This window comes from Bacillus cereus group sp. BfR-BA-01453, assembly GCF_022662915.1.
Classification (GTDB): domain Bacteria; phylum Bacillota; class Bacilli; order Bacillales; family Bacillaceae_G; genus Bacillus_A; species Bacillus_A paranthracis.
The window spans coordinates 98568-119656 of sequence record NZ_JAKUEN010000005.1; the positions used below are offsets into that span (position 1 = coordinate 98568).

Below are 21089 nucleotides of genomic sequence, written 5' to 3' on the forward strand. Positions count from 1 at the left end.
TCTGCCTTTTGGTAATGTTCTTATTTTCTTTGTTGTTTATTAATAGACATAATGAATAGTCCAACAATGCCGCCAACTAATGGAAGCATAATCTCTCCCGCTAAATTAAAGTAGGAGCTTAAAAATAAACCATTTACATCAATTACCCAGCCAATCACATACAATAACATCATATATAGTACGAAATAAAACTCGCGATTTGAAATCGTTTCATGTTGTGCAGTTTTCATATTGAACACCATCCTTTTCTATAATAATAGAATATAAACTGTCACATTTTGTTCACAATTTAATTGTAAAACTTTCCATCATAAAAGTCTAGTAATTTGTGTCGAATTTTCGAACAGAAATAAAGCGTTTACAATCGTGGGGAGAAAATACGTAATAAGAGCTGTAAATTCACGAATGTAGTATAGTATAAACATAGAATGATAGTGAAGAGAGGGGCAAAGACAATGACAGTTTATGATTTTTCAGCTAAAACAATAACAGGTGAAGAAAAATCGTTAAAAGATTACGAGGGAAAAGTACTTCTTATTGTAAATGTAGCTAGTAAATGCGGGTTTACACCGCAATATAAAGGATTACAAGAAGTATATGATAAATATAAAGAACAAGGGCTAGAAATACTCGGTTTCCCATGTAACCAATTCGGAGGACAAGAACCAGGTACAGAAGCAGATATTACTAGTTTTTGTGAGTTAAACTACGGTGTAAACTTCCCGATGTTTGCAAAGATTGATGTGAAAGGCGATAAGGCTCATCCTCTGTATACATACATGACAGAACAAGCACCAGGTTTACTCGGTATGAAAGCAGTAAAATGGAACTTTACAAAATTTCTAATTGGAAAAGACGGAAAAGTAGTAGGGCGTTTTGCACCGCAAACGAAGCCGGTGGATTTAGAGGTTGAGATTGAGAAGGTACTTGGCGAATAACTAGGAGTTTCACTTTATTAAAAAATGCCTCAAAGAACTATTTTGTTCTTTGAGGCATTTTATTTACATTCACATTGTCAATATTAAATCGCTGAATGGAAGTCATTTGATTTAGGTGGAGAAGCAGCTTTTTTCATAAGCACTTCCCATAAGTGTACGGATTTTTTCCATTCTGCTGCGGCTTGTCCTTTTTGATACATAGCATTCTCATAACTGAAAGTAAGTTGTTGCATATCGGCCGAGTTGTAAAGTGTATCAACATGGAGAGCATATTCTCGGAATGTTTGACTCTCGTCTCGTCGTATACCAATTCGCGCAAATTGTTTTAGGAGAGAATCGTAAGCTTTTGTATAAACGGCATCATCTTTTCGATATTTATAGAAATGAATGATAAAAAACGTAATCCATTTCATTCTAGTGATGAATAGAATGTATCCTATAATACTAATCGGTATTGTAGAGAGGAATACGTACCACCAAGAAAATCCATTTTTAGAATTTGGAATCTTTTTAGTAGAAGCTTCTTCTGTATCTTCTATTAAACTTTTGAGCTTTGCTTCATTGTTTCGTTGTTGTATTGGTTCGTTATTAGAATTATATACTTCTTTATTTTGTAAAGTAGGAGCAGGAGTATTATTTATAAAATTATAGGGATTCGTAAATCCTTTTGTCGGTTCAAATGGAATCCATCCGTATCCAGGGAAGTATACTTCGACCCAAGAGTGTGCGTTATCGTTCGCGATTTTATAAACATCCTCACCTTCAGCACCCACAAGCGTATTATCAAGAGTTCCTTCTGTATAACCTTTTACCCAGCGAGCGGGAATTCCAGCAGAACGAAGTAACACGATCATAGATGTCGAGAAATTATTACAGTAGCCACTTTTTGTATCGAAAAGGAATTGATCTACATAATCTTGGTTTTGGGCAGGGAATGAGACATTCGTTGTTTCATATATAAAAGAATGGTCGGTGAAATAGTTTTCAATAGCTAATACTTTATCGTATCGGGTGTCTTTATCCTTTGTTAGACTACTAGCTAAGTCTCTTACTCGCTGTGGTAATGATTCAGGAAGTTGCGTGTACTTTGTCATGAAATAAGGATTTGATTCTTGACCTTCATTCGTTTTTACAGCTTTCAAGTTTTCTATGGAAAACTCCGGGACCTCATATGTTACTTTATAGGAATGTAAAGTAGTGGAAGAGTCTCCGTCCATCGTATAGATTTTTTCTGAAAATGTGTCAACGCTGTATGATATATCAGAAGAAGCCTCAACTGATATTAATCCTGCTGGATAGGTAAGGTGCGGATAACTTTTTCGCATGGTGATTGTTGCCTTAGTTGTCTCTGTTTTTGTATTTTGTTCGTACCAACTCACGACGTCGTTTTTATTTTTAAAAGTAACCTTCTTTTGATTTTCAGAAACTTCCCAACCTTTTCCGGTATAAAAATCTTTCGTTTCTACTCTCCAATATTGTTTGTTTTGCGTTGCTGCTGTAAAAACAATTGTAGGATCTGCTTTAAAAGGGCCACCTAATCGTGAGTCATCTAAACCATACCCAATTTTAGAAACTTCTTGCTGTTTACTTGCTTCGGATGTGTTGAATTGTAAAAAATCCATTGGGTTTGGCCATTGAGGACCAAATTTTGGAGCGAAGTATGCGATGGTTGCTGACAATACAATAAATACTGAAAGAGGTTTAAGTAATTTTGAGATTTCTCTAGCATAATTTTGTAAGTGTTCACTCTCTTTTATACGTTCTATGCGGATAAGACTAAGCATAAAAAAGCCGATGACAACGGTACGAATAATAGCGTGGTTTGCATTGTATACATGTAAGTTATGAAAAGCGGTGATATAAATAATAGTCAATATAAGAAATAACAATCCACGCTTTTTATGAATCATCCAAAAAGAGATGAAAGAACTCAAAAACCAAAATGATAAAAAAAATAAAAGTGTTGGAAAAACAGGAGAGATATCTAGCAAATTTCCCTGGAATAACAGGGAAGAATTTCGAGAAATATCATAAAAAAGTTTCGTTAGCCAAGATGGATTAATAAAAGCATTTTTATAATATAGGAAATGAATGATGAATAAAATCGTGATGATCTTTATTGGAATCTGCCACTTTGTTTGAAAAAAAGAGAGAGTGAAGCAAATCCCTATAAATATTACAAAAATATCTAATCTACCTACATTTGTAATACCTATAAGGGGGCTTAGCCATTCTAGTAAAAGTAGAAATGCGCATACATGCATGAAAAATCTAGTCATATCCCATTGTTTTTTTGTCTGTAATGTTATCATTTGCTCACCTCAAAAAACACGTTTGTATACTGGTTTCCATAAACTACATTTACAAATATTTTTCGTTTTTGTAGAGTTTCTAGAATACTAAGTTCGCGATGTGATAGTTGATTTGCTTTTTCTTTTACGACAAACACCATTAATTTTCTATTTTTTATAGCAGCATAGTCAGCTGCCTTTTGAATATCGGGAGAAAGATCACTTGTCACGAGTATAATTGTTACGGGTTCATAAACTTTTCTTAATTCCATTTCTACACTTCGGGAGAGCGGGAATACACTGTCCGCTTGTACTTTTGCTAAATGACAAAAGATTTGATGTAACTGACTATCTCCATTGTCTAAAGGGAAAAAAGTTCGTTCTTTTCCGGTAGATACGAATGACGCCGGTGAATTTTGCTTCAAAACAGATCTGACAATAGAGGCAGTAAATGTGACGACTGATTCGAATAGAGGGGATGGGGTTCTGTCCATAAATATCATAATATTATGGCTGCGCTGTTGTTCAAACTCTTTCGTCATAATGTTGTTTGTTCGTGCAGTTGCTTTCCAATCAATCCATGAAAAGCGGTCACCAGGTTTATAGTCTCTCACACCGACAGAAATGGTAGAGTCTTTTACTAAATTTATATTTGCTGAAAGTGCTCCTTGTTCGAAATGATTTTCCATTTGTCGATACGTTATATCTACATACTGAGGGTAGACTAAAAATGTATCTGGAACTGAAAAAATTACTTCTTTCTCCATCATACCGAATAGATCGCCAGTTTTGACACGTACGCTTGAAAAAGTATGCTCTCCTCTAGGGATTGTGTCGATTGCATATTGAAACGAAATATTTCGTTTCAATCCTGGAAAGAGTATTACTTTATTCATCTTCGTTTGTTTACAATTTGTAAATTGTGATGGTAGTTCATCTTCTATAATTAAGTAAAGCAAGGGGAAAGGAAAACTTCTTTTTATTGTAATGGTGCTTAAAAAAGGTTCTCCTGCTGCATATTCGTCTTGATTTGTTATTCGTTTTACTTCAGCGTTCCGCAAAGCATAGAAGGGGAGTAATAGTGAATAAAGGCCAATAGGAATCATACTGTAAAATAAAAACCAACTTACAAATCCTCCTTGAAGCATAGCGTATACAAATGTTAGGACTAGACATAAAGGAATGAGTAATAACTTAGTAAAATGATAGATTGATCGTAGTATTCGTTTCATCAAAGGTTCATCTTCCTTTGAGTCGGCACGGTAGTTCGCGCAACGATTTTTGCGATAATTTGTTCTCCTGTAATTCCTTCAAATTTTGCTTCCATTTTTAGAATGAGTCTGTGCGCTAACACGTAAGGAGCTAAAAATTTAACATCGTCTGGAATAACATAATTTCTGCCATGGATGAATGCATAAGCTTGTGAAGCTTTCATTAAAGCAATCGAGCCACGCGGACTTGCACCTAGTTGTATAGAACTATAAGAACGAGTCTGACTAACAAGCTTTACAATGTAATGCTTGATTGCTTTGTCCATGCTTATTTCCCGTACGCATTGTTGTAAATAAAGTAATTCTTCTATTGTTGTAATAGCTTGTAAATGGGAGAGAGGATTCGTTTTTTCCATCCGATTTAAAATTTCAAATTCTTCTTCTGGTGTAGGATATCCCATTCCTAGTTTCAACAAGAAACGATCGAGCTGTGCTTCTGGTAAAGGATATGTTCCCTCATATTCGACCGGATTTTGTGTAGCCATTACAAAGAACGGTTTTGGTAACGGTCTTGTCATGCCATCTATTGTAATATTGCCTTCTTCCATACTTTCAAGTAAGGCAGATTGTGTTTTGGGAGATGTACGATTAATTTCATCAGCAAGTATAAAATTCCCCATGATTGGTCCAGGCTTGAACTCGAATTGGAGCTCTTTCGGATTGTAAATAGAAACACCTGTAACATCTGACGGCAGTAAATCAGGTGTAAATTGAATGCGCTTGTAATCAGCATCAATTGATTTAGAAAGTGCACGTACTAACATTGTCTTCCCAACGCCAGGCACATCTTCTAATAGTACATGACCTTCAGCTAAGAGCGCTGTCAAAGCTAAGATCGTTTCTTTTCGTTTTCCGACCATTAACTTTTCAATATTGTTAATTATTTTTTCTATAATGGGATGTAATGAATCAAGCTGGTGCATCGTAATCCTCCTAATTTTATTATCGTTTGCTAATCTATTTAGTGGGAAATAGTATGATCCATCTAATTGCGGGAAGTAAAGATTTCATCTTTAATTCTAAGAATATTCAGATTATTTATTCTGATTACATCTAGTATAATTGTTTCCGTAACTAAGGGCAATATGGTAAATAATGATTTCTCGTTTTATGTGAAATACGTTTTGATATAGAATAGTATCATCGGTAAAAGTAGAAGAGGGGAAGGACAGGAAAGATTGACCTCAATGAGCAAAATAAATAGCGTAGGAAACCCTACGCGTAAAGTTTGGAACATATATTAATACGCCTTGTGATTAAAATGTATATGAATAAAATAAAGTCGGCTTCACATGAAGAGGCCATCTATTTAAATTAATACACTCCTTTATTTTTTATCTTTTTTATATTCTTTTCGTTTATTTAACCAAATATGAATCAATTCTACCAATTCCATTGTTTCAATCTCACAATATTCTCCTTTCCCATCTTCGGCTAAATTGTCTAACACAGTAGTTGTGTCGTTCCGGATTTCTAAACCGCAAATGTTGCCATTCACTACTACATAATTTTTTTCTCCGTTTAAAACACTATGTATTTCTTCTAAAATCCAATCTCCAAAAGCTGCAACTTCAATTCCTAAAAAAGTTTCAACAAGTTTAATTTCTTGAGGAAGTCTCATAACTAAATCACTACTGTTAAGTACTTCAAAACTATATGGATATTTCATGACTATTTTACTCCTTTATTTCTGGCCTTAGTGACACTATTTACTTCTCTATTAATCTCATAAGCTCTATTAAGGTAATAAATTCTTATACTATCATTACTCTTGTCTTACTTAAATTATAGTAAAAGTAGATTATTATTAAACTTATCTATCCAATATTTCTCTGATGTAGGTATGAATTCAGTGAAATCTTCATATGTACCACTCCAATCTTTTGGTACATAGTTTTCATATGAGGCCGGTTCTGGAAACATTGAATATAGTATTTTATTATCAAAGTTAATTAATAAGACTGGACTATAATCTAATAGATCTTCTCCTGCATTCTTCCTTTTAATATTTTTAAGTAGTAAATAATTTAATTCTTCTTTAGTTGTTTTATATTGATTAATCCTTACTAAAAATACTTCTACATTTTCATGATCTAATACTTTTATTCCATTTCTTTCTTCCGTTTCATCATTATCTTCAATGCTTACACCTAAATTTTTATATGCATTATCTAATTTATTATAATCTAAAAACCATAGTTCTTTATCTGTTACATACCATCTAAACTCATTTTTATATATGACGGCTACTATAATGTTTTCTGCATAAAGCGGTTCTAATATCATAATATCCTCCTTTTATTATTATCTTAAAATCCTGCCATTCTGGTGTATTCTTCTCTTTATTCAATCCAAGTTGCTGACAATTCATATAGATTTCCTGGCGTTTTTTGTTCAACTATTTTCAGGATAGTTACCCTTGGTATGGTGGATTTAAAGTATTATATTTTCATTTGTTAATTCATCTAACGATTTAGGCATATCAAATTTAACTACTCCCAAATTACTTCCTCTATTATATAAGAAATTTTTTGCATATCTGTACTTCATCTTAACCTTTGCTAGAAGCAAGGAAGTAATTTAACAGTCAGTGAAGGATGTGAGCCCTCCACAATGATTAGATTTTCACTTTTTTATATTTTTTCCGGAATTTGTGACAATCTCTTGAACTGTGCGAAATGTCACATCTGTATTTTACAACCTCTCTTATAGTAAGGGTATGTAAGAGAGACGTATTAAAGGAGTGAACAGTATGAAGAAGAAACCTTCAGCACTAATGAGACGTTTAAAATATTTTTCACCAATAGATCGTTATAACGATAATCATACACAAGAAACATATGAAGATCGTGAATGGGAGAATGTGTACAGAAAGCGTTGGCAGCATGATAAAGTAATTCGTTCTACACATGGCGTGAACTGTACTGGTTCATGTAGTTGGAACATTTATGTGAAAGATGGAATTGTAACTTGGGAAGGACAGGAGCTTAACTATCCAACAACAGGTCCAGATATGCCTGACTTTGAACCACGAGGATGTCCACGTGGAGCGAGTTTTTCTTGGTACATTTATAGTCCACTTCGTGTGAAGTATCCGTATGTACGTGGTGTTCTTTGGAGTATGTGGCAAGAGGAATTACAAAATAATGAGTCACCATTAGATGCTTGGAAAAGTATTGTGGAAAACCCTGAAAAAGCACGCAAGTATAAGCAGGCACGTGGTAAAGGGGGATTCGTTCGTGCAAATTGGGATGAAGTGTTACAACTCGTTTCTGCTTCATTATTATACACAGTAATGAAATACGGTCCAGACCGAAATGTTGGTTTTTCACCAATTCCAGCTATGTCGATGTTAAGTCATGCTGCAGGCAGCCGCTTTATGCAACTTATGGGTGGACCGATGCTTAGTTTCTATGATTGGTACGCAGATTTACCACCAGCTTCTCCGCAAATTTGGGGCGATCAAACAGATGTACCAGAAAGTAGTGACTGGTATAACTCTGGTTACATTATGACATGGGGTTCAAATGTACCGATGACAAGAACACCAGATGCACACTTTTTAGCGGAGGTTCGATATAAAGGAACGAAAGTCGTTTCTGTCAGTCCTGATTTCGCTGAGTCAACAAAGTTTGCAGATGATTGGATTAGTGTGAAACAAGGTACAGACGGTGCACTTGCGATGGCAATGGGGCACGTGATCTTACAAGAATTTTACGTAGATAATCAAGTGGAATACTTCACAAAGTATGCGAAGCAATATACTGATTTTCCTTTCTTCGTTACATTGAAACAAAAAGGAGACCAATTCGTTGCGGATCGATTCTTAAATGCTTCTGATATTGGACGCGAAACAAAGTTAGGAGAATGGAAACCTGTACTTTGGAATGAAAATACGAATGATTTTGCAACACCTCATGGCACAATGGGGTCACGTTGGGATAACGAAAAGAAATGGAATTTACGTTTAGAAGATGAAGAAACAGGCGAAAAGATTGATCCACGTCTTTCTTTACTTGGAATGGAAGATCATGTTGGAACTGTACAAATCCCGTACTTCTCTGATGATGGAAACAAAGTATTAGAACGTACAATTCCAGTGAAAAAGGTTATGACAAAAGAGGGCGAAGTGTTCGTTACTACTGTATATGACTTAACGTTAGCAAATTACGGTGTGAACCGAGGGCTTGGTGGACAAGAGCCGAAAGACTTCAATGATGATGTACCGTTTACACCTGCATGGCAAGAGAAAATGACAGGAGTAAAACGTGAGCTTATTATTCAAATCGCTCGTGAGTTCGCACAAAATGCCGTTGATACAAACGGTCGCTCAATGATTATTGTCGGAGCTGGTATTAACCATTGGTTTAACTCTGATACGATTTATCGCGCCGTTTTAAATCTTGTTCTTCTCGTTGGGGCACAAGGTGTAAACGGCGGTGGTTGGGCGCATTACGTTGGTCAAGAAAAATTACGACCAGCAGAAGGATGGCAAACGATCGCGATGGCAAAAGATTGGCAAGGGCCACCAAAATTACAAAACGGTACATCTTTCTTCTATTTCGTAACAGATCAATGGCGCTATGAAGATACACCAGTTGGACATTTAGCATCACCAGTCGAAGGCAACTCTCGTTATCAACATCACGGTGATTATAACGTATTAGCGGCACGACTTGGCTGGTTACCTTCGTATCCGACATTTGAGAAAAATGGAATTGAACTATATAAAGAAGCTGTTACTGCTGGTGCAACAACACAAGAAGAAATCGGGAAATATGTTGCACAAAAATTAAAAGAAAAAGAACTAAAATTTGCGATTGAAGATCCAGATAATAAAAATAACTTCCCGCGCAACTTATTTGTATGGCGTGCAAATTTAATTTCAAGTTCTGGTAAAGGCCACGAATATTTCTTAAAGCATTTGTTAGGTACAACGAACGGATTAATGAATGACGATAGCGATTCGTTGCGACCAGAAGAAATTAAATGGCATGAAGAAGCGCCAGAAGGGAAGCTTGATTTGCTCATTAATTTAGATTTCCGTATGGCTGGAACAGCGCTGTATTCTGATATCGTCTTACCTGCTTCAACTTGGTATGAAAAGCATGATTTAAGCAGTACAGATATGCATCCATTTGTTCATCCGTTTAATCCAGCAATCGGTTCACCATGGGAAGCACGTTCTGACTGGGATATTTTCACTTCACTTTCTAAAGCTGTGTCAGATTTAGCAGAGAAAATTGATCTTGAACCAATGAAAGAAGTTGTTGCAACACCACTTCTTCACGATACACCGCAAGAATTAGCACAACCACTTGGTAAGATTAAAGATTGGAGCAAAGGTGAGTGTGAACCAATACCAGGTAAAACGATGCCACAAATTCATGTTGTCGAAAGGGATTATAAAACGATTTATGACAAAATGACGGCACTTGGACCAAATACCGGGAAACAACCGATTGGTACGAAAGGAATTTCTTGGTCGGCAGAAAAAGAGTATGAGCAATTAAAGAGCCGATTAGGAGTTGTTCAAACAGATTCTATTGCGAAAGGTTGTCCAGACATAAAAGAAGCAATCAATGCTGCTGAAGCGGTATTAACGCTTTCTTCTACAACAAACGGTCATATGGCTGTAAAAGCATGGGAAGCACTTGAAAAACAAACGGATTTAAAACTACGTGATTTAGCAGAAGAACGTGAAGAAGAATGCTTCACATTTGAACAAATTACAGCACAACCAAAAACAGTAATTACTTCTCCGGCCTTTACAGGTTCAGAAAAAGGTGGACGTCGTTACTCACCGTTTACAACAAATGTGGAACGTCTCATCCCTTGGAGAACAATCACTGGACGACAATCTTTCTATTTAGATCATGACATGATGAAAGAATTTGGTGAAACGATGGCAACATTTAAACCAATTCTGCAACATAAACCGTTCCGTAAATCACGACCTGAAGTAGAAGGAAAAGAAATTACATTAAACTATTTAACGCCGCATAATAAGTGGTCCATTCATAGTATGTACTTTGATTCATTACCGATGTTAACGCTATTTAGAGGTGGTCCAACCGTTTGGATGAATAAAGAAGATGCTGAAGAAGCTGGTGTTGCGGATAATGATTGGATCGAGTGCTTTAACCGTAACGGTGTTGTTGTAGCACGTGCTGTTGTAACGCACCGTATACCGAGAGGAATGGCGTTTATGCACCATGCGCAAGATCGTCACATTAACGTACCTGGTACGAAATTAACAAGTAACCGCGGGGGAACACATAATAGTCCAACTCGTATTCACGTGAAACCAACACATATGATTGGTGGATACGGTCAATTAAGTTATGGATTTAACTATTATGGTCCAACTGGGAACCAGCGCGATTTAAACGTTGTAATTCGCAAACTGAAGGAGGTAGATTGGCTTGAAGATTAAAGCACAAGTCGGAATGGTAATGAACCTAGATAAATGCATCGGCTGCCATACTTGTAGCGTAACGTGCAAAAACACCTGGACAAATCGTCCAGGTGCTGAATATATGTACTTCAATAACGTAGAAACGAAACCAGGTATTGGTTATCCGAAGCAATGGGAAGATCAGGAGAAATATAAAGGCGGTTGGGAATTGAAAAATGGTGAAATTCAACTGAAATCCGGTTCGAAAATGAAGCGCCTTATGAATATTTTCCACAATCCAGATCAACCAACAATTGATGATTACTTTGAACCGTGGAACTATGATTATGAAACATTAACAAATAGTCCGCAGCGTAAGCATCAGCCAGTTGCTCGTCCGAAATCAGCAATTACAGGTGAATTTATCGACAAAATTGAATGGGGTCCAAACTGGGAAGATGATTTAGCTGGTGGACATATAACGGGTTTACAAGATCCGAACGTAAAGAAAATGGAAGAAGAAATTAAAACGGATTTTGAAAATGTCTTTATGATGTATTTACCACGCATATGCGAACATTGTATGAATCCATCTTGCGTATCGTCTTGTCCATCTGGTGCGATGTATAAACGGGAAGAAGATGGGATTGTTCTTGTAGATCAAAATGCATGTCGTGCATGGAGATTTTGCGTATCGTCTTGCCCATATAAAAAAGTGTACTTTAACTGGCAAACGAATAAAGCGGAAAAATGTACAATGTGTTTCCCACGTATTGAAGCTGGTATGCCAACAATTTGTTCGGAAACATGTGTAGGACGTATCAGATATATTGGGTTAATGCTATATGACGCTGACAAAGTAAAAGAAGCGGCTTCTGTTGAGAATGAAAAAGATTTATATGAATCTCAGCTTACTGTTTTCTTAGATCCAAATGATCCAGAAGTAGCAGCTGAAGCGAAAAAACAAGGCATTCCTGAAGAATGGATTAAAGCGGCACAACAGTCACCAATCTATAAAATGATTATTGATTGGAAAATTGCTCTACCTCTTCATCCAGAGTATCGTACGATGCCAATGGTTTGGTATATCCCACCGCTTAGCCCAATTATGAATATGGTGGAAGGGAAAGGTAGTAACTGGCAAGCAGAAGAGATTTTCCCTGCTATCGATAATATGCGTATTCCAATTCAATATTTAGCGAATCTACTCACTGCAGGAGATGAATCACATATTCGTCTTACATTGAAAAAAATGGCTGTTATGCGAACTCATATGAGAGCACTGCAAATTAATAAAGAACCAAATGAAGCGGTATTAAAAGAACTCGGTTTAACGAAACAGGATGTAGAAGATATGTATCGTCTTCTTGCTATCGCAAAATATAAAGATCGTTTTGTTATCCCGACGTCTCACCGCGAACAAGTTGCAGATTTATATAATGAACAAGGAAGCTGTGGTTTATCATTTGCAGGTGGTCCAGGCTCTTGCATGACAATTTCTTAAATAATGGGGGCGGAAAAATATGAAACAAAGTCTACAAACTGCTTTTTCTTGTTCTTCATTCCTTCTCTCCTACCCGGAACTCGGGTGGAGAGAAGCTTTAGCTGAATTGCAAGAAGAGATTGAAGCGATTGAACAGGAAGAAGTTAAAACTTCACTTACAGCATTTATAAAACAAGCACTGGATAAAACGAACGATCAACTTATTGATAGTTACGTATATACATTTGATTTCGGTAAGAAGACAAATATGTATTTAACGTATATGAACACCGGTGAACAAAGGGAAAGAGGTATTGAATTACTAGAGTTAAAACAGCATTATAAAAAATCTGGTTTTGAAGTAACAGATAAAGAACTACCTGATTATTTACCGCTATTACTAGAGTTTTTTGCAAATGCAAATGAACAAGACAGTGAACCAATTATGAGTAAATACAAGGAGAATATACAAGCATTACACGTTCAGTTAAAAGAAGCAGATAGTATGTATGAACCAATTCTTTCGGCTGTTTTACTTGCTATCGATACATGGGGTATACAGACAAATTAGAAAGGAGAGTTGTCAAAATGATGGATCAATTTCTATGGGTATTGTTTCCCTATATCATTTTTGCAATCTTTATCGGTGGACATATTTTCAGATACAACTATGATCAATTTGGTTGGACATCAAAATCTAGTGAACTATTAGAAAAGAAAATGCTCCGAATCGGAAGTCTATTATTCCACTTTGGGATTATGTTCGTAATTGGCGGTCATGTTATGGGGATTTTAATTCCAGAAGCTGTATACCGTTCCATAGGTATTTCTGAGCATATGTATCATGTAGTAGCAATTAGTTTTGGTCTTCCGGCAGGTGTTGCTGCAATCATCGGTTTAATTATATTAACGTACCGCCGCGTAACAGTAAAACGTATCATTGCAACGAGTACGAAGGGAGATTATATCGCGCTTATATTATTACTGATCGTAATGCTAGCAGGACTTTCTTCAACGTTTTTAAATATCGACTCAAAAGGATTTGATTATCGTACAACGATCGGTCCATGGTTCCGAAGCCTCTTCGTTTTTCAACCGAAAGTTGATTATATGACGGAAGTACCTGTATGGTTTAAAATTCATATTCTTGCGGGAATGGGGCTTTTCGCAGTATGGCCATTTACTAGACTTGTACATGTATTTAGTGCCCCAATTAAATATATAAGCCGTAGCTATGTAATTTACAGAAGACGTATTCCAAATGAATTGAAAAAATAATTTTGTTTTATATGTTTAGTAACTTATAAGGAAAGCCGAGATCTAATTGGAGACCTCGGCTTTCTTTATAAGTATAAGTTAATCAATGCTACAAACAGACGCAGAGCAATCTTCACAAGCAATTTCACATTTTAAAAATTGTAAATCGTGAATGGTAATCTTTCCTTTATGAATAGAAATTGTACCTTGCTTTTTTAATTCATTTAACATTCGATTTACGCTTTCACGTGAAGTTGCACAGAAATTAGCTAGTTCTTGATTCGTTAACGGTAAATCGATGAGAATGCCATTTTCTTTTAATACACCGTAACTATTTGTCATTCGAATGAGAGTAGAATACAGGGCACCTTTTTTGCCGTGTAATACTAAATCTCGGAACTTCGTTTGCATTCTTCTTAAATGTTCACTAATCCATTTCATAAATTCAAATACAAGAGCGGGTTTTTGGAGTAATGCTTTTTCTAACGCTTCACGCTTTATTACACCTACTTCAACATCTTCAAGACATTTTGAGTTTAATAAATATTTTGCATTATCCGTGAACAATGTTAATTCTCCAATAATGTCATATTCCGAACAAATTCGAAGTGTTAATTCTTGTCCGTCAGCACTAAGTTTACTAATTTGTACTTTTCCTGAATGGATAATATAGAGTTCGGTTGCCTCCATACCTTCTTGAAAAATAAAACTACCTTTTTTTATCTGCATTTTATATTCAACAGATGCAAGTAATTCCTTTAAATCTTGAGATAATTTCATACTGTTTGTCACAGCAATCACCTTTCTTCTTATAAGCAATACATTTCCTATTTTGAGTGTAAGTATGCTGAAAATGCAAGAGCTATTTCAAAATTGATGTAAAATTTCAATGACCGTAAGGAGTAGGGACTGAAGATGTGAACAAAATGCGAACGGATTTGTGAAGAATTTTTGAATGGGGAAAGGAATGTGAGAAAAGTCACATTGAATATGTCGCTTCTTTTTTATAATGAAGGCAAATAAAAAAACGAAAGCTTACTAAGCGTTGCAGCAGAAAAGAAGGGATATAGATGCACGAGAAAATGAAAGATTCTTTAGAACGGCCACTTCAAGATTTACGTATTTCAGTTATTGATCGTTGTAATTTTAGGTGCACATACTGTATGCCTGCTGAAGTGTTCGGAGCAGATTACGCTTTTTTACAGGAAGAGTTTTTATTATCTTTTGATGAAATAGAGAGACTAGCTAGGTTATTTATAAGTATGGGAGTTGAAAAAATTAGGCTTACTGGCGGTGAACCGTTATTGCGTAAAGACTTATCTCAGTTAATCGCAAGGCTTACAAAACTAGAAGGCTTAAAAGACATTGGGCTCACAACAAACGGAATTCATTTAGCAAAACAAGCTAAGACGCTAAAAGAAGCAGGATTAAAACGTGTAAATATTAGTTTAGATGCGATAGAGGATCACGTCTTCCAAACAATTAACGGAAGAAATGTAAGTACAAAACCTGTACTGAAAGGAATAGAAGCAGCAAAGGCTATTGGATTAGAAGTAAAGGTAAATATGGTTGTAAAAAAAGGAATGAATGATAGTCAAATTCTTCATATGGCTCGTTATTTTAAAGAACAAGAAATTCAGCTTCGTTTCATTGAGTTTATGGATGTGGGCAGTACGAACGGATGGAATTTTGAACAAGTGATTACGAAGGAACAATTAATAGAGAAGATTAATCGCGTATATCCGATTGAACCTGTTACGTCTCGTTATTTTGGAGAAGTTGCGAAATTGTATCGATATGTAGGGAGCGATGCAGAAGTTGGATTTATTACTTCAGTATCTGAGTCATTTTGTTCTTCTTGTACGAGAGCTCGTATTTCGGCAGACGGCAAGTTTTTTACGTGTCTATTTGGAACGAAAGGAACGGATTTGCGAACGCTTCTTAGAGAAAATATTTCGGATGCCTCACTACTAAAAATTCTCCAACATACATGGCGATATAGAACAGATCGATATTCAGATGAAAGAACGGCGGAAAGTACAAATAAACGTCAAAAAGTTGAAATGTCTTACATTGGTGGATAGCGAAAGGAGGATTCCTTATGCAAGAGCGATATTCAAGGCAAGTGTTGTTTTCTAGAATTGGTGAAATGGGACAAAGGAAAATAAGAAAGAAACATGTGCTCTTAATTGGTGCAGGTGCACTAGGGGCTGCGAATGCAGAAGCACTCGCTAGGATGGGAATTGGGAAATTGACAATTGCCGATCGTGACTATGTCGAATGGAGTAATTTACAGCGGCAACAGTTATATACAGAAGAAGATGCAAAGCAATGCAAACCAAAAGCAATTGCAGCAGCAGGACATGTAAGAAAGATTAATTCTGAAGTGGAAATTGTACCAGTTGTAATGGATGTCACAATGCAAGAAATAGAAGAGTTAACAAAAGAAGTGGATCTCATTATAGATGCCACTGACAACTTCGATACGCGCCTACTTATAAATGATATTTCACAAAAAGAAAATATACCTTGGATATACGGTGGATGCGTTGGAAGTTACGGTGTAACGTATACAGTTCTGCCAGGAAAAACACCATGTTTTCGCTGTTTGATGGATCATCCTATGGGCGGTGCCACATGCGATACAGCCGGAATCATTCAGCCAACTGTACAGATGGTTGTTACGCATCAAGTTACAGAGGCGATGAAAATATTGGTGGATGATTATGAGTCGCTAAGAGGAACGATGTTATCATTTGATATTTGGAACAATCAATATCTCTCGTTAAAAGTAAATAGACAGAAGAAAAATACATGTCCATCGTGTGGAAATACTCGTACGTATCCAAGTTTAACATTTGAATCACAGGTGAAAACGGAGGTGCTATGCGGACGGAATACAGTTCAAATCCGTCCAGGAATAAAGAGAGTTCTAAATTTAAACGAAATCCAAAAAAGATTACAAAAAATTGTACATGTCCAAAAAACGCCGTACTTACTATCATTTCTAATTGATGAATATCGTTTCGTTTTATTTACAGACGGTAGGGCATTTATTCATGGGACAAATGATGTGAAAATAGCAAAACGATTATACGCAAAATATATAGGATGAACAGAGAGCGTTTCTCCTTATTAAAACGAGGTGAAAAAGAATGTTAGATAAACGTATACCAATTCCAGTAGCAGAAGCGGTTGAGCGTGTAATGAAATATGCCTACCAAGGTGAAATAGAAAAGGTTTCTCTTATAGAAAGCTACGGTAGAACGCTTGGAGAAGATGTTATTGCAGATCATGATGTTCCGCATTTTGATCGCTCTCCGTACGACGGATTTGCGATTCGAGCGGAAGACACAAAAGAAGCTAGTAACAGTAATCCCATTCAGTTTGAAGTGATTGGCGAAATTGGAGCAGGTTTTGTTTTTACAGAAGGAGTGGAACCATTTCAAGCTGTCCGTATTATGACAGGTGCGGCAATTCCTGCGGGGTGTAATGCAGTAGTCATGTTGGAGCTAACGGAAGAATTTGAAGAAAACGAAAAGACTTATATGAAATTGAAACGCTCCTTTGTTGCTGGGGATAACATTTCTTTTAAAGGAGAAGATGTAAAACAAAATAGCATTCTGGTGAAAAAAGGGACTGTTATGAATCCTGGAGTAGCAGCACTTCTTGCTACGTTTGGTTATAGTTCCGTACACGTTGTAAAACAGCCGGTTATTGGAATTGTAACGACGGGTAGCGAACTGCTTGAAGTACATGAAAAATTAAAGCCAGGGAAGATTCGAAATAGTAACTCCTATATGATAGCTGCTCAAATTGAACGAGCAGGCGGAGTTGTACAGTATTATGGACAATTCGCTGACAATTTTGAGACGTGCTATAACACTGTAAAAAAAGCGATAAAAGAAGTCGATATTTTAATTACAACTGGTGGCGTTTCGGTAGGAGACTATGACTATTTACCTGCTATTTATGAGAGATTACAAGCTAATGTACTTTTCAATAAAATTGCGATGCGACCAGGAAGTGTGACAACTGTAGCTGAGTTAGAGGGAAAACTATTATTTGGTTTATCTGGTAATCCTTCTGCTTGTTATGTCGGTTGTGAATTATATGTTAGGCCAGTCATTCGAACATACTTGCATAGAAAAGATTCGCACGTATTTCGTGCAGAGGCAATTTTACAAAAAGACTTTCCAAAAGCAAACCCATTCACTCGTTTTGTGAGAGGAAAAGTGGAAATTGTAAATGGAAAATTGCAAGCGACACCAGTTGGTTTAGATAAATCTAGTGCAATTTCTTCACTTGCAGAAGCGAATGCATTTATCGTTTTGCCAGGGGGAACGAGAGGATTTAAAGCTGGAATTACTGTTTCGGTACTGTTATTAGAATCAAGAGCCGGAAGTGAATGGCCATGGAAAGAATCGCTTCGTTCATACAAATAATAGAAAAATAGGTTGCTAATTTATACAAAGATAAGAGGTGCGAAATGCCACATACGTATTATGAAGTAATTGATACACCTATTTCAATTGAAGAAGTGACAAACAAAGTAATTCGTCGTGAGTGTGGTGCGGTTACTACTTTTATTGGTACTGTTAGAGAATTTACGAAAGGTCGACGTACGCTTTATTTAGAGTATGTAGCTTATATAACAATGGCGGAAAAACAGCTTGAGAGAATTGGCACTGAAGTAGGAGAGAAGTGGCCGGGGACATATGTCGCTATTACACATCGCATTGGTACATTACAAATTTCAGATCTTGCTGTTGTCGTTGCTGTTTCTACACCACACCGGAAAGCGGCCTATGAGGCGAATGAATATATTATGGAGCGTATAAAACAAATTGTTCCAATTTGGAAGAAAGAGTTTTGGGAAGATGGTGAGTCATGGATAGGTGATCAGTTAGAGCGGGTAACATATGCAAATGGTGAGCCTAGAAAGGAGATGAGAATATGATTGAAGTGCTATTATTTGCACATTTACAGGAAGAAGTAAGTAAGTCGTCATTGCACATAGATTGTGAAAATATTACAGTTGCGAAGCTGAAGGAAGTACTCATTAAGAAATACAACGTATTGATTTCAAGTGAGATCATGGTCGCTATAAATGAAGAGTATGCAAATGAGAATGACATCATTCAAACTGGCGATGTCGTAGCAATGATTCCGCCAGTAAGTGGTGGTTGATTCTTTTCATCCTAATCATGTAAGAACGTGATTAGGATGGAGGGAATGAATATAACTACGTATACATAGGAGGGAACAGGATGAAAAGTCCTAATTTTCAATTAAGTTTACAAACTTCTAATCTAATTATCGGTTTTATGGTATGGGTTATTTTATCATCATTAATGCCCTATATTAAAGTGGATATCCCATTAACTGCGGGACAAATTTCTATGGTAACAGCAGTACCCGTTATTTTAGGTTCTGTTCTTCGCATTCCAATTGGCTATTGGACAAATCGTTTCGGAGCAAGAAAATTATTCTTTATTAGTTTTATTCTATTATTATTTCCTGTTTTTTATATTAGTGTTGCCAATTCTATGATGGATTTAATTATTGGTGGATTATTTGTAGGAATCGGTGGTGCTGTATTCTCTGTAGGAGTAACTTCTTTACCAAAATACTTTCCAAAAGAGAGTCACGGTTTTGTAAATGGTATTTACGGTGTCGGTAACGCTGGAACAGCAATTACTTCATTTTTAGCGCCTGTTATCGCAACTTCAGTTGGCTGGAGAACGACAGTACAATGTTATTTAGTTTTACTTGCAACGTTTGCACTTATGAACTTTTTATTAGGCGATCGTAAGGAGAAAAAGGTGAATACACCATTAATGGAACAAATAAAAGGTGTATATAAAAATGAGAAACTTTGGTTTTTATGTATCTTTTACTTTTTAACTTTCGGATCATTCGTCGCATTTACAGTGTACTTACCAAACTTTTTAGTATCTCACTTCGGATTAGAAAAAGTGGATGCAGGTATGCGGACAGCTGGGTTTATTGTACTCGCAACAATTATGCGTCCGGTTGGCGGATGGCTCGGTGACAAATTTAATCCATTTAAAATATTAATCTTTGTATTTATCGGTTTAACACTTTCAGGTATTATTTTATCATTTATGCCTAGTATGAATGTGTATACATTTGGTTGCTTGTTAGTTGCATTTTGTGCGGGGATTGGTAATGGTACAATCTTCAAACTCGTTCCAATGTACTTCTCTGAACAAGCTGGTATTGTAAACGGACTCGTTTCAGCTTTAGGCGGACTAGGAGGGTTCTTCCCGCCATTAATTTTAACATTATTATTCCAACTAACAGGTCATTATGCAATAGGATTTATGGCGTTATCAGAAGTCGCACTTGCTTGTTTAATTATTACAGTATGGATGTATAGTCAAGAAAAGCTGTTAGTGATGTTAAAGAATCATTAATAAAGAAAAAGAACCATCCTAAAGTAATCTAGGATGGTTCTTTTAGTAATAGACTTCGACATGTTTTATTGCTATCTTTTTTAGGGCCAGATTTTTTGGTAAGGCTAATAGATATTGTAAAAAAGTACACTTAAAATAAAGAATACAGTTTAGGTCGATAAGATAAAATTATGAATTTGTATAAATAATCCATAATTTTCTTTATGAGTCATGTTTGATATGTTAAAGAAAAGAGAGGGGAGGGAAATGAAATGAGAATTTTTGATGCACATTTTCATATTATTGATTTTAATTTTCCGATCATTGAGAACCAAGGATATTTTCCACCCAACTTTGTTGTAGAAGATTATCAGAATGAAACTCCTAATTTGAATGTAATTGGTGGAGCGATCGTATCTGGTTCTTTCCAAGGGTTTGATCAAGACTATTTATTAAAGGCACTAAAACAGTTGGGTTCAACATTTTGTGGCGTAACACAATTACCTTTTACAGTGACGGATGAAGAAATACTAAATTTAAATGAAAATGGGATAAAAGCATTACGATTTAATATTAAAAGAGGTGGTTCAGAAGATTTATCGAAGCTGGATTACTTTGCTAGAAGAGTTCATGATTTAGTAGGATGGCATAGTGAGCTTTATATGGATGCAAAAGAGTTACCCGAAATTGCATCCACTATAGAAAAATTACCAGCTATATCAATTGACCATTTAGGGTTATCAGAAGAAGGTTTACCACATTTATTAAAACTAGTTGATAAAGGGGTACATGTGAAAGCTACTGGTTTTGGTCGTGTCGAATTAGATGTTGAGAATGCCTTAAAGTCGATTTATGAAGTTAACCCAGATGCACTTATGTTTGGAACAGATTTACCATCTACAAGAGCGAAAAGACCTTTTGAGTATGGAGATATCAAATTGATTCACCAGCTATTTGATGAACAAGCTACCGATAACATCTTGTATACGAATGCTTTTAAATGGTATTTTGGGTAGCATCAGGGTCTACATTT

General features: G+C 36.0%; 19 protein-coding genes. 12 read left to right on the top strand and 7 right to left on the bottom strand.

Annotated features, from left to right (window positions below):
• Positions 1–20 precede the first annotated feature (20 nt).
• Positions 21–230, bottom strand: a complete 210-nt coding sequence (locus MR070_RS12865; RefSeq protein WP_000844975.1) for a DUF3925 family protein — start codon at positions 228–230, stop codon at positions 21–23.
• Between the two features lie 225 nt (positions 231–455).
• Here MR070_RS12865 and bsaA point away from each other — a divergent pair, with 225 nt between their 5' ends.
• Complete coding sequence (gene bsaA / locus MR070_RS12870; protein ID WP_000219438.1) at positions 456–938, top strand: glutathione peroxidase; 483 nt, start codon at positions 456–458, stop codon at positions 936–938.
• Between the two features lie 83 nt (positions 939–1021).
• Here the strand turns inward: bsaA and MR070_RS12875 are convergent, their stop codons facing one another.
• From MR070_RS12875 to MR070_RS12895, 5 genes are all read right to left on the bottom strand, one after another.
• Positions 1022–3250 carry a transglutaminase TgpA family protein gene (locus MR070_RS12875; protein ID WP_242261434.1) on the bottom strand — a complete coding sequence of 743 codons (2229 nt, stop codon included), beginning with the start codon at positions 3248–3250 and terminating at the stop codon, positions 1022–1024.
• A complete protein-coding gene (locus tag MR070_RS12880) occupies positions 3247–4461 on the bottom strand; it encodes a DUF58 domain-containing protein (RefSeq protein ID WP_000821919.1) in 1215 nt (404 codons plus the stop codon). Before MR070_RS12880 ends, MR070_RS12875 begins: the two co-directional genes overlap by 4 nt.
• The gene (locus MR070_RS12885; RefSeq protein WP_139895523.1) at positions 4461–5423 is read right to left on the bottom strand and encodes an AAA family ATPase; all 963 of its coding nucleotides are present in this window, start codon (positions 5421–5423) and stop codon (positions 4461–4463) included. The genes MR070_RS12880 and MR070_RS12885 overlap by 1 nt, the downstream gene beginning before the upstream one ends.
• Before the next feature lie 404 nt (positions 5424–5827).
• The gene (locus tag MR070_RS12890; RefSeq protein ID WP_097852806.1) at positions 5828–6169 is read right to left on the bottom strand and encodes a hypothetical protein; all 342 of its coding nucleotides are present in this window, start codon (positions 6167–6169) and stop codon (positions 5828–5830) included.
• A gap of 116 nt (positions 6170–6285) precedes the next feature.
• Positions 6286–6786 (bottom strand): hypothetical protein, encoded by a 501-nt coding sequence (locus MR070_RS12895; RefSeq protein WP_098229120.1) that lies wholly within the window; start codon positions 6784–6786, stop codon positions 6286–6288.
• Positions 6787–7252: 466 nt separating this feature from the next.
• Here MR070_RS12895 and MR070_RS12900 point away from each other — a divergent pair, with 466 nt between their 5' ends.
• Genes MR070_RS12900 through narI form a run of 4 tightly spaced genes read left to right on the top strand, consistent with a single transcriptional unit; the run spans position 7253 to position 13658 of the window.
• Positions 7253–10936 (top strand): nitrate reductase subunit alpha, encoded by a 3684-nt coding sequence (locus MR070_RS12900; protein ID WP_242261435.1) that lies wholly within the window; start codon positions 7253–7255, stop codon positions 10934–10936.
• Complete coding sequence (gene narH, locus MR070_RS12905) at positions 10926–12401, top strand: nitrate reductase subunit beta (RefSeq protein WP_242261436.1); 1476 nt, start codon at positions 10926–10928, stop codon at positions 12399–12401. The genes MR070_RS12900 and narH overlap by 11 nt, the downstream gene beginning before the upstream one ends.
• A 19-nt stretch (positions 12402–12420) precedes the next feature.
• The gene (gene narJ, locus MR070_RS12910) at positions 12421–12951 is read left to right on the top strand and encodes a nitrate reductase molybdenum cofactor assembly chaperone (RefSeq protein ID WP_113711455.1); all 531 of its coding nucleotides are present in this window, start codon (positions 12421–12423) and stop codon (positions 12949–12951) included.
• Between the two features lie 17 nt (positions 12952–12968).
• Positions 12969–13658, top strand: coding sequence for a respiratory nitrate reductase subunit gamma (gene narI, locus MR070_RS12915; protein WP_044792594.1), 690 nt, complete (start codon positions 12969–12971; stop codon positions 13656–13658).
• A gap of 78 nt (positions 13659–13736) precedes the next feature.
• On the opposite strand, the gene MR070_RS12920 is transcribed toward narI, so the two are convergent.
• The gene (locus MR070_RS12920; RefSeq protein ID WP_000185188.1) at positions 13737–14429 is read right to left on the bottom strand and encodes a Crp/Fnr family transcriptional regulator; all 693 of its coding nucleotides are present in this window, start codon (positions 14427–14429) and stop codon (positions 13737–13739) included.
• Positions 14430–14707: 278 nt separating this feature from the next.
• Between MR070_RS12920 and moaA the strand changes: the two genes are divergently transcribed.
• The 7 genes from moaA (at position 14708) to MR070_RS12955 (ending at position 21072) form a co-directional block, all read left to right on the top strand.
• Entirely contained in the window at positions 14708–15721 is a 1014-nt protein-coding gene (moaA, locus tag MR070_RS12925; RefSeq protein WP_044792592.1) for a GTP 3',8-cyclase MoaA, read from the top strand.
• Positions 15722–15738: 17 nt separating this feature from the next.
• Positions 15739–16752 (top strand): molybdopterin-synthase adenylyltransferase MoeB, encoded by a 1014-nt coding sequence (locus tag MR070_RS12930; RefSeq protein WP_044792591.1) that lies wholly within the window; start codon positions 15739–15741, stop codon positions 16750–16752.
• Positions 16753–16792: 40 nt separating this feature from the next.
• Positions 16793–18082: a molybdopterin molybdotransferase MoeA gene (locus MR070_RS12935; RefSeq protein WP_242261437.1), complete on the top strand. Its 1290-nt coding sequence runs from the start codon at positions 16793–16795 to the stop codon at positions 18080–18082.
• A gap of 44 nt (positions 18083–18126) precedes the next feature.
• Positions 18127–18597 carry a molybdopterin synthase catalytic subunit MoaE gene (moaE, locus tag MR070_RS12940; protein WP_070805878.1) on the top strand — a complete coding sequence of 157 codons (471 nt, stop codon included), beginning with the start codon at positions 18127–18129 and terminating at the stop codon, positions 18595–18597.
• Positions 18594–18827, top strand: a complete 234-nt coding sequence (gene moaD / locus MR070_RS12945) for a molybdopterin converting factor subunit 1 (protein WP_070805879.1) — start codon at positions 18594–18596, stop codon at positions 18825–18827. The genes moaE and moaD overlap by 4 nt, the downstream gene beginning before the upstream one ends.
• An 80-nt stretch (positions 18828–18907) precedes the next feature.
• Complete coding sequence (gene narK / locus MR070_RS12950; protein ID WP_000841853.1) at positions 18908–20077, top strand: nitrate transporter NarK; 1170 nt, start codon at positions 18908–18910, stop codon at positions 20075–20077.
• A 251-nt stretch (positions 20078–20328) separates the two neighbouring features.
• Positions 20329–21072 carry an amidohydrolase family protein gene (locus tag MR070_RS12955; protein ID WP_001217840.1) on the top strand — a complete coding sequence of 248 codons (744 nt, stop codon included), beginning with the start codon at positions 20329–20331 and terminating at the stop codon, positions 21070–21072.
• Positions 21073–21089 lie beyond the last annotated feature (17 nt).

Coding starts and splice junctions, on each gene's coding strand:
- MR070_RS12865 (WP_000844975.1), bottom strand. CDS start 230: ATGAAAACTGCACAACATGAAACGATTTCAAATCGCGAGTTTTATTTC.
- bsaA (WP_000219438.1), top strand. CDS start 456: ATGACAGTTTATGATTTTTCAGCTAAAACAATAACAGGTGAAGAAAAA.
- MR070_RS12875 (WP_242261434.1), bottom strand. CDS start 3,250: ATGATAACATTACAGACAAAAAAACAATGGGATATGACTAGATTTTTC.
- MR070_RS12880 (WP_000821919.1), bottom strand. CDS start 4,461: ATGAAACGAATACTACGATCAATCTATCATTTTACTAAGTTATTACTC.
- MR070_RS12885 (WP_139895523.1), bottom strand. CDS start 5,423: ATGCACCAGCTTGATTCATTACATCCCATTATAGAAAAAATAATTAAC.
- MR070_RS12890 (WP_097852806.1), bottom strand. CDS start 6,169: ATGAAATATCCATATAGTTTTGAAGTACTTAACAGTAGTGATTTAGTT.
- MR070_RS12895 (WP_098229120.1), bottom strand. CDS start 6,786: ATGATATTAGAACCGCTTTATGCAGAAAACATTATAGTAGCCGTCATA.
- MR070_RS12900 (WP_242261435.1), top strand. CDS start 7,253: ATGAAGAAGAAACCTTCAGCACTAATGAGACGTTTAAAATATTTTTCA.
- narJ (WP_113711455.1), top strand. CDS start 12,421: ATGAAACAAAGTCTACAAACTGCTTTTTCTTGTTCTTCATTCCTTCTC.
- narI (WP_044792594.1), top strand. CDS start 12,969: ATGATGGATCAATTTCTATGGGTATTGTTTCCCTATATCATTTTTGCA.
- moaA (WP_044792592.1), top strand. CDS start 14,708: ATGCACGAGAAAATGAAAGATTCTTTAGAACGGCCACTTCAAGATTTA.
- MR070_RS12930 (WP_044792591.1), top strand. CDS start 15,739: ATGCAAGAGCGATATTCAAGGCAAGTGTTGTTTTCTAGAATTGGTGAA.
- MR070_RS12935 (WP_242261437.1), top strand. CDS start 16,793: ATGTTAGATAAACGTATACCAATTCCAGTAGCAGAAGCGGTTGAGCGT.
- moaE (WP_070805878.1), top strand. CDS start 18,127: ATGCCACATACGTATTATGAAGTAATTGATACACCTATTTCAATTGAA.
- moaD (WP_070805879.1), top strand. CDS start 18,594: ATGATTGAAGTGCTATTATTTGCACATTTACAGGAAGAAGTAAGTAAG.
- narK (WP_000841853.1), top strand. CDS start 18,908: ATGAAAAGTCCTAATTTTCAATTAAGTTTACAAACTTCTAATCTAATT.
- MR070_RS12955 (WP_001217840.1), top strand. CDS start 20,329: ATGAGAATTTTTGATGCACATTTTCATATTATTGATTTTAATTTTCCG.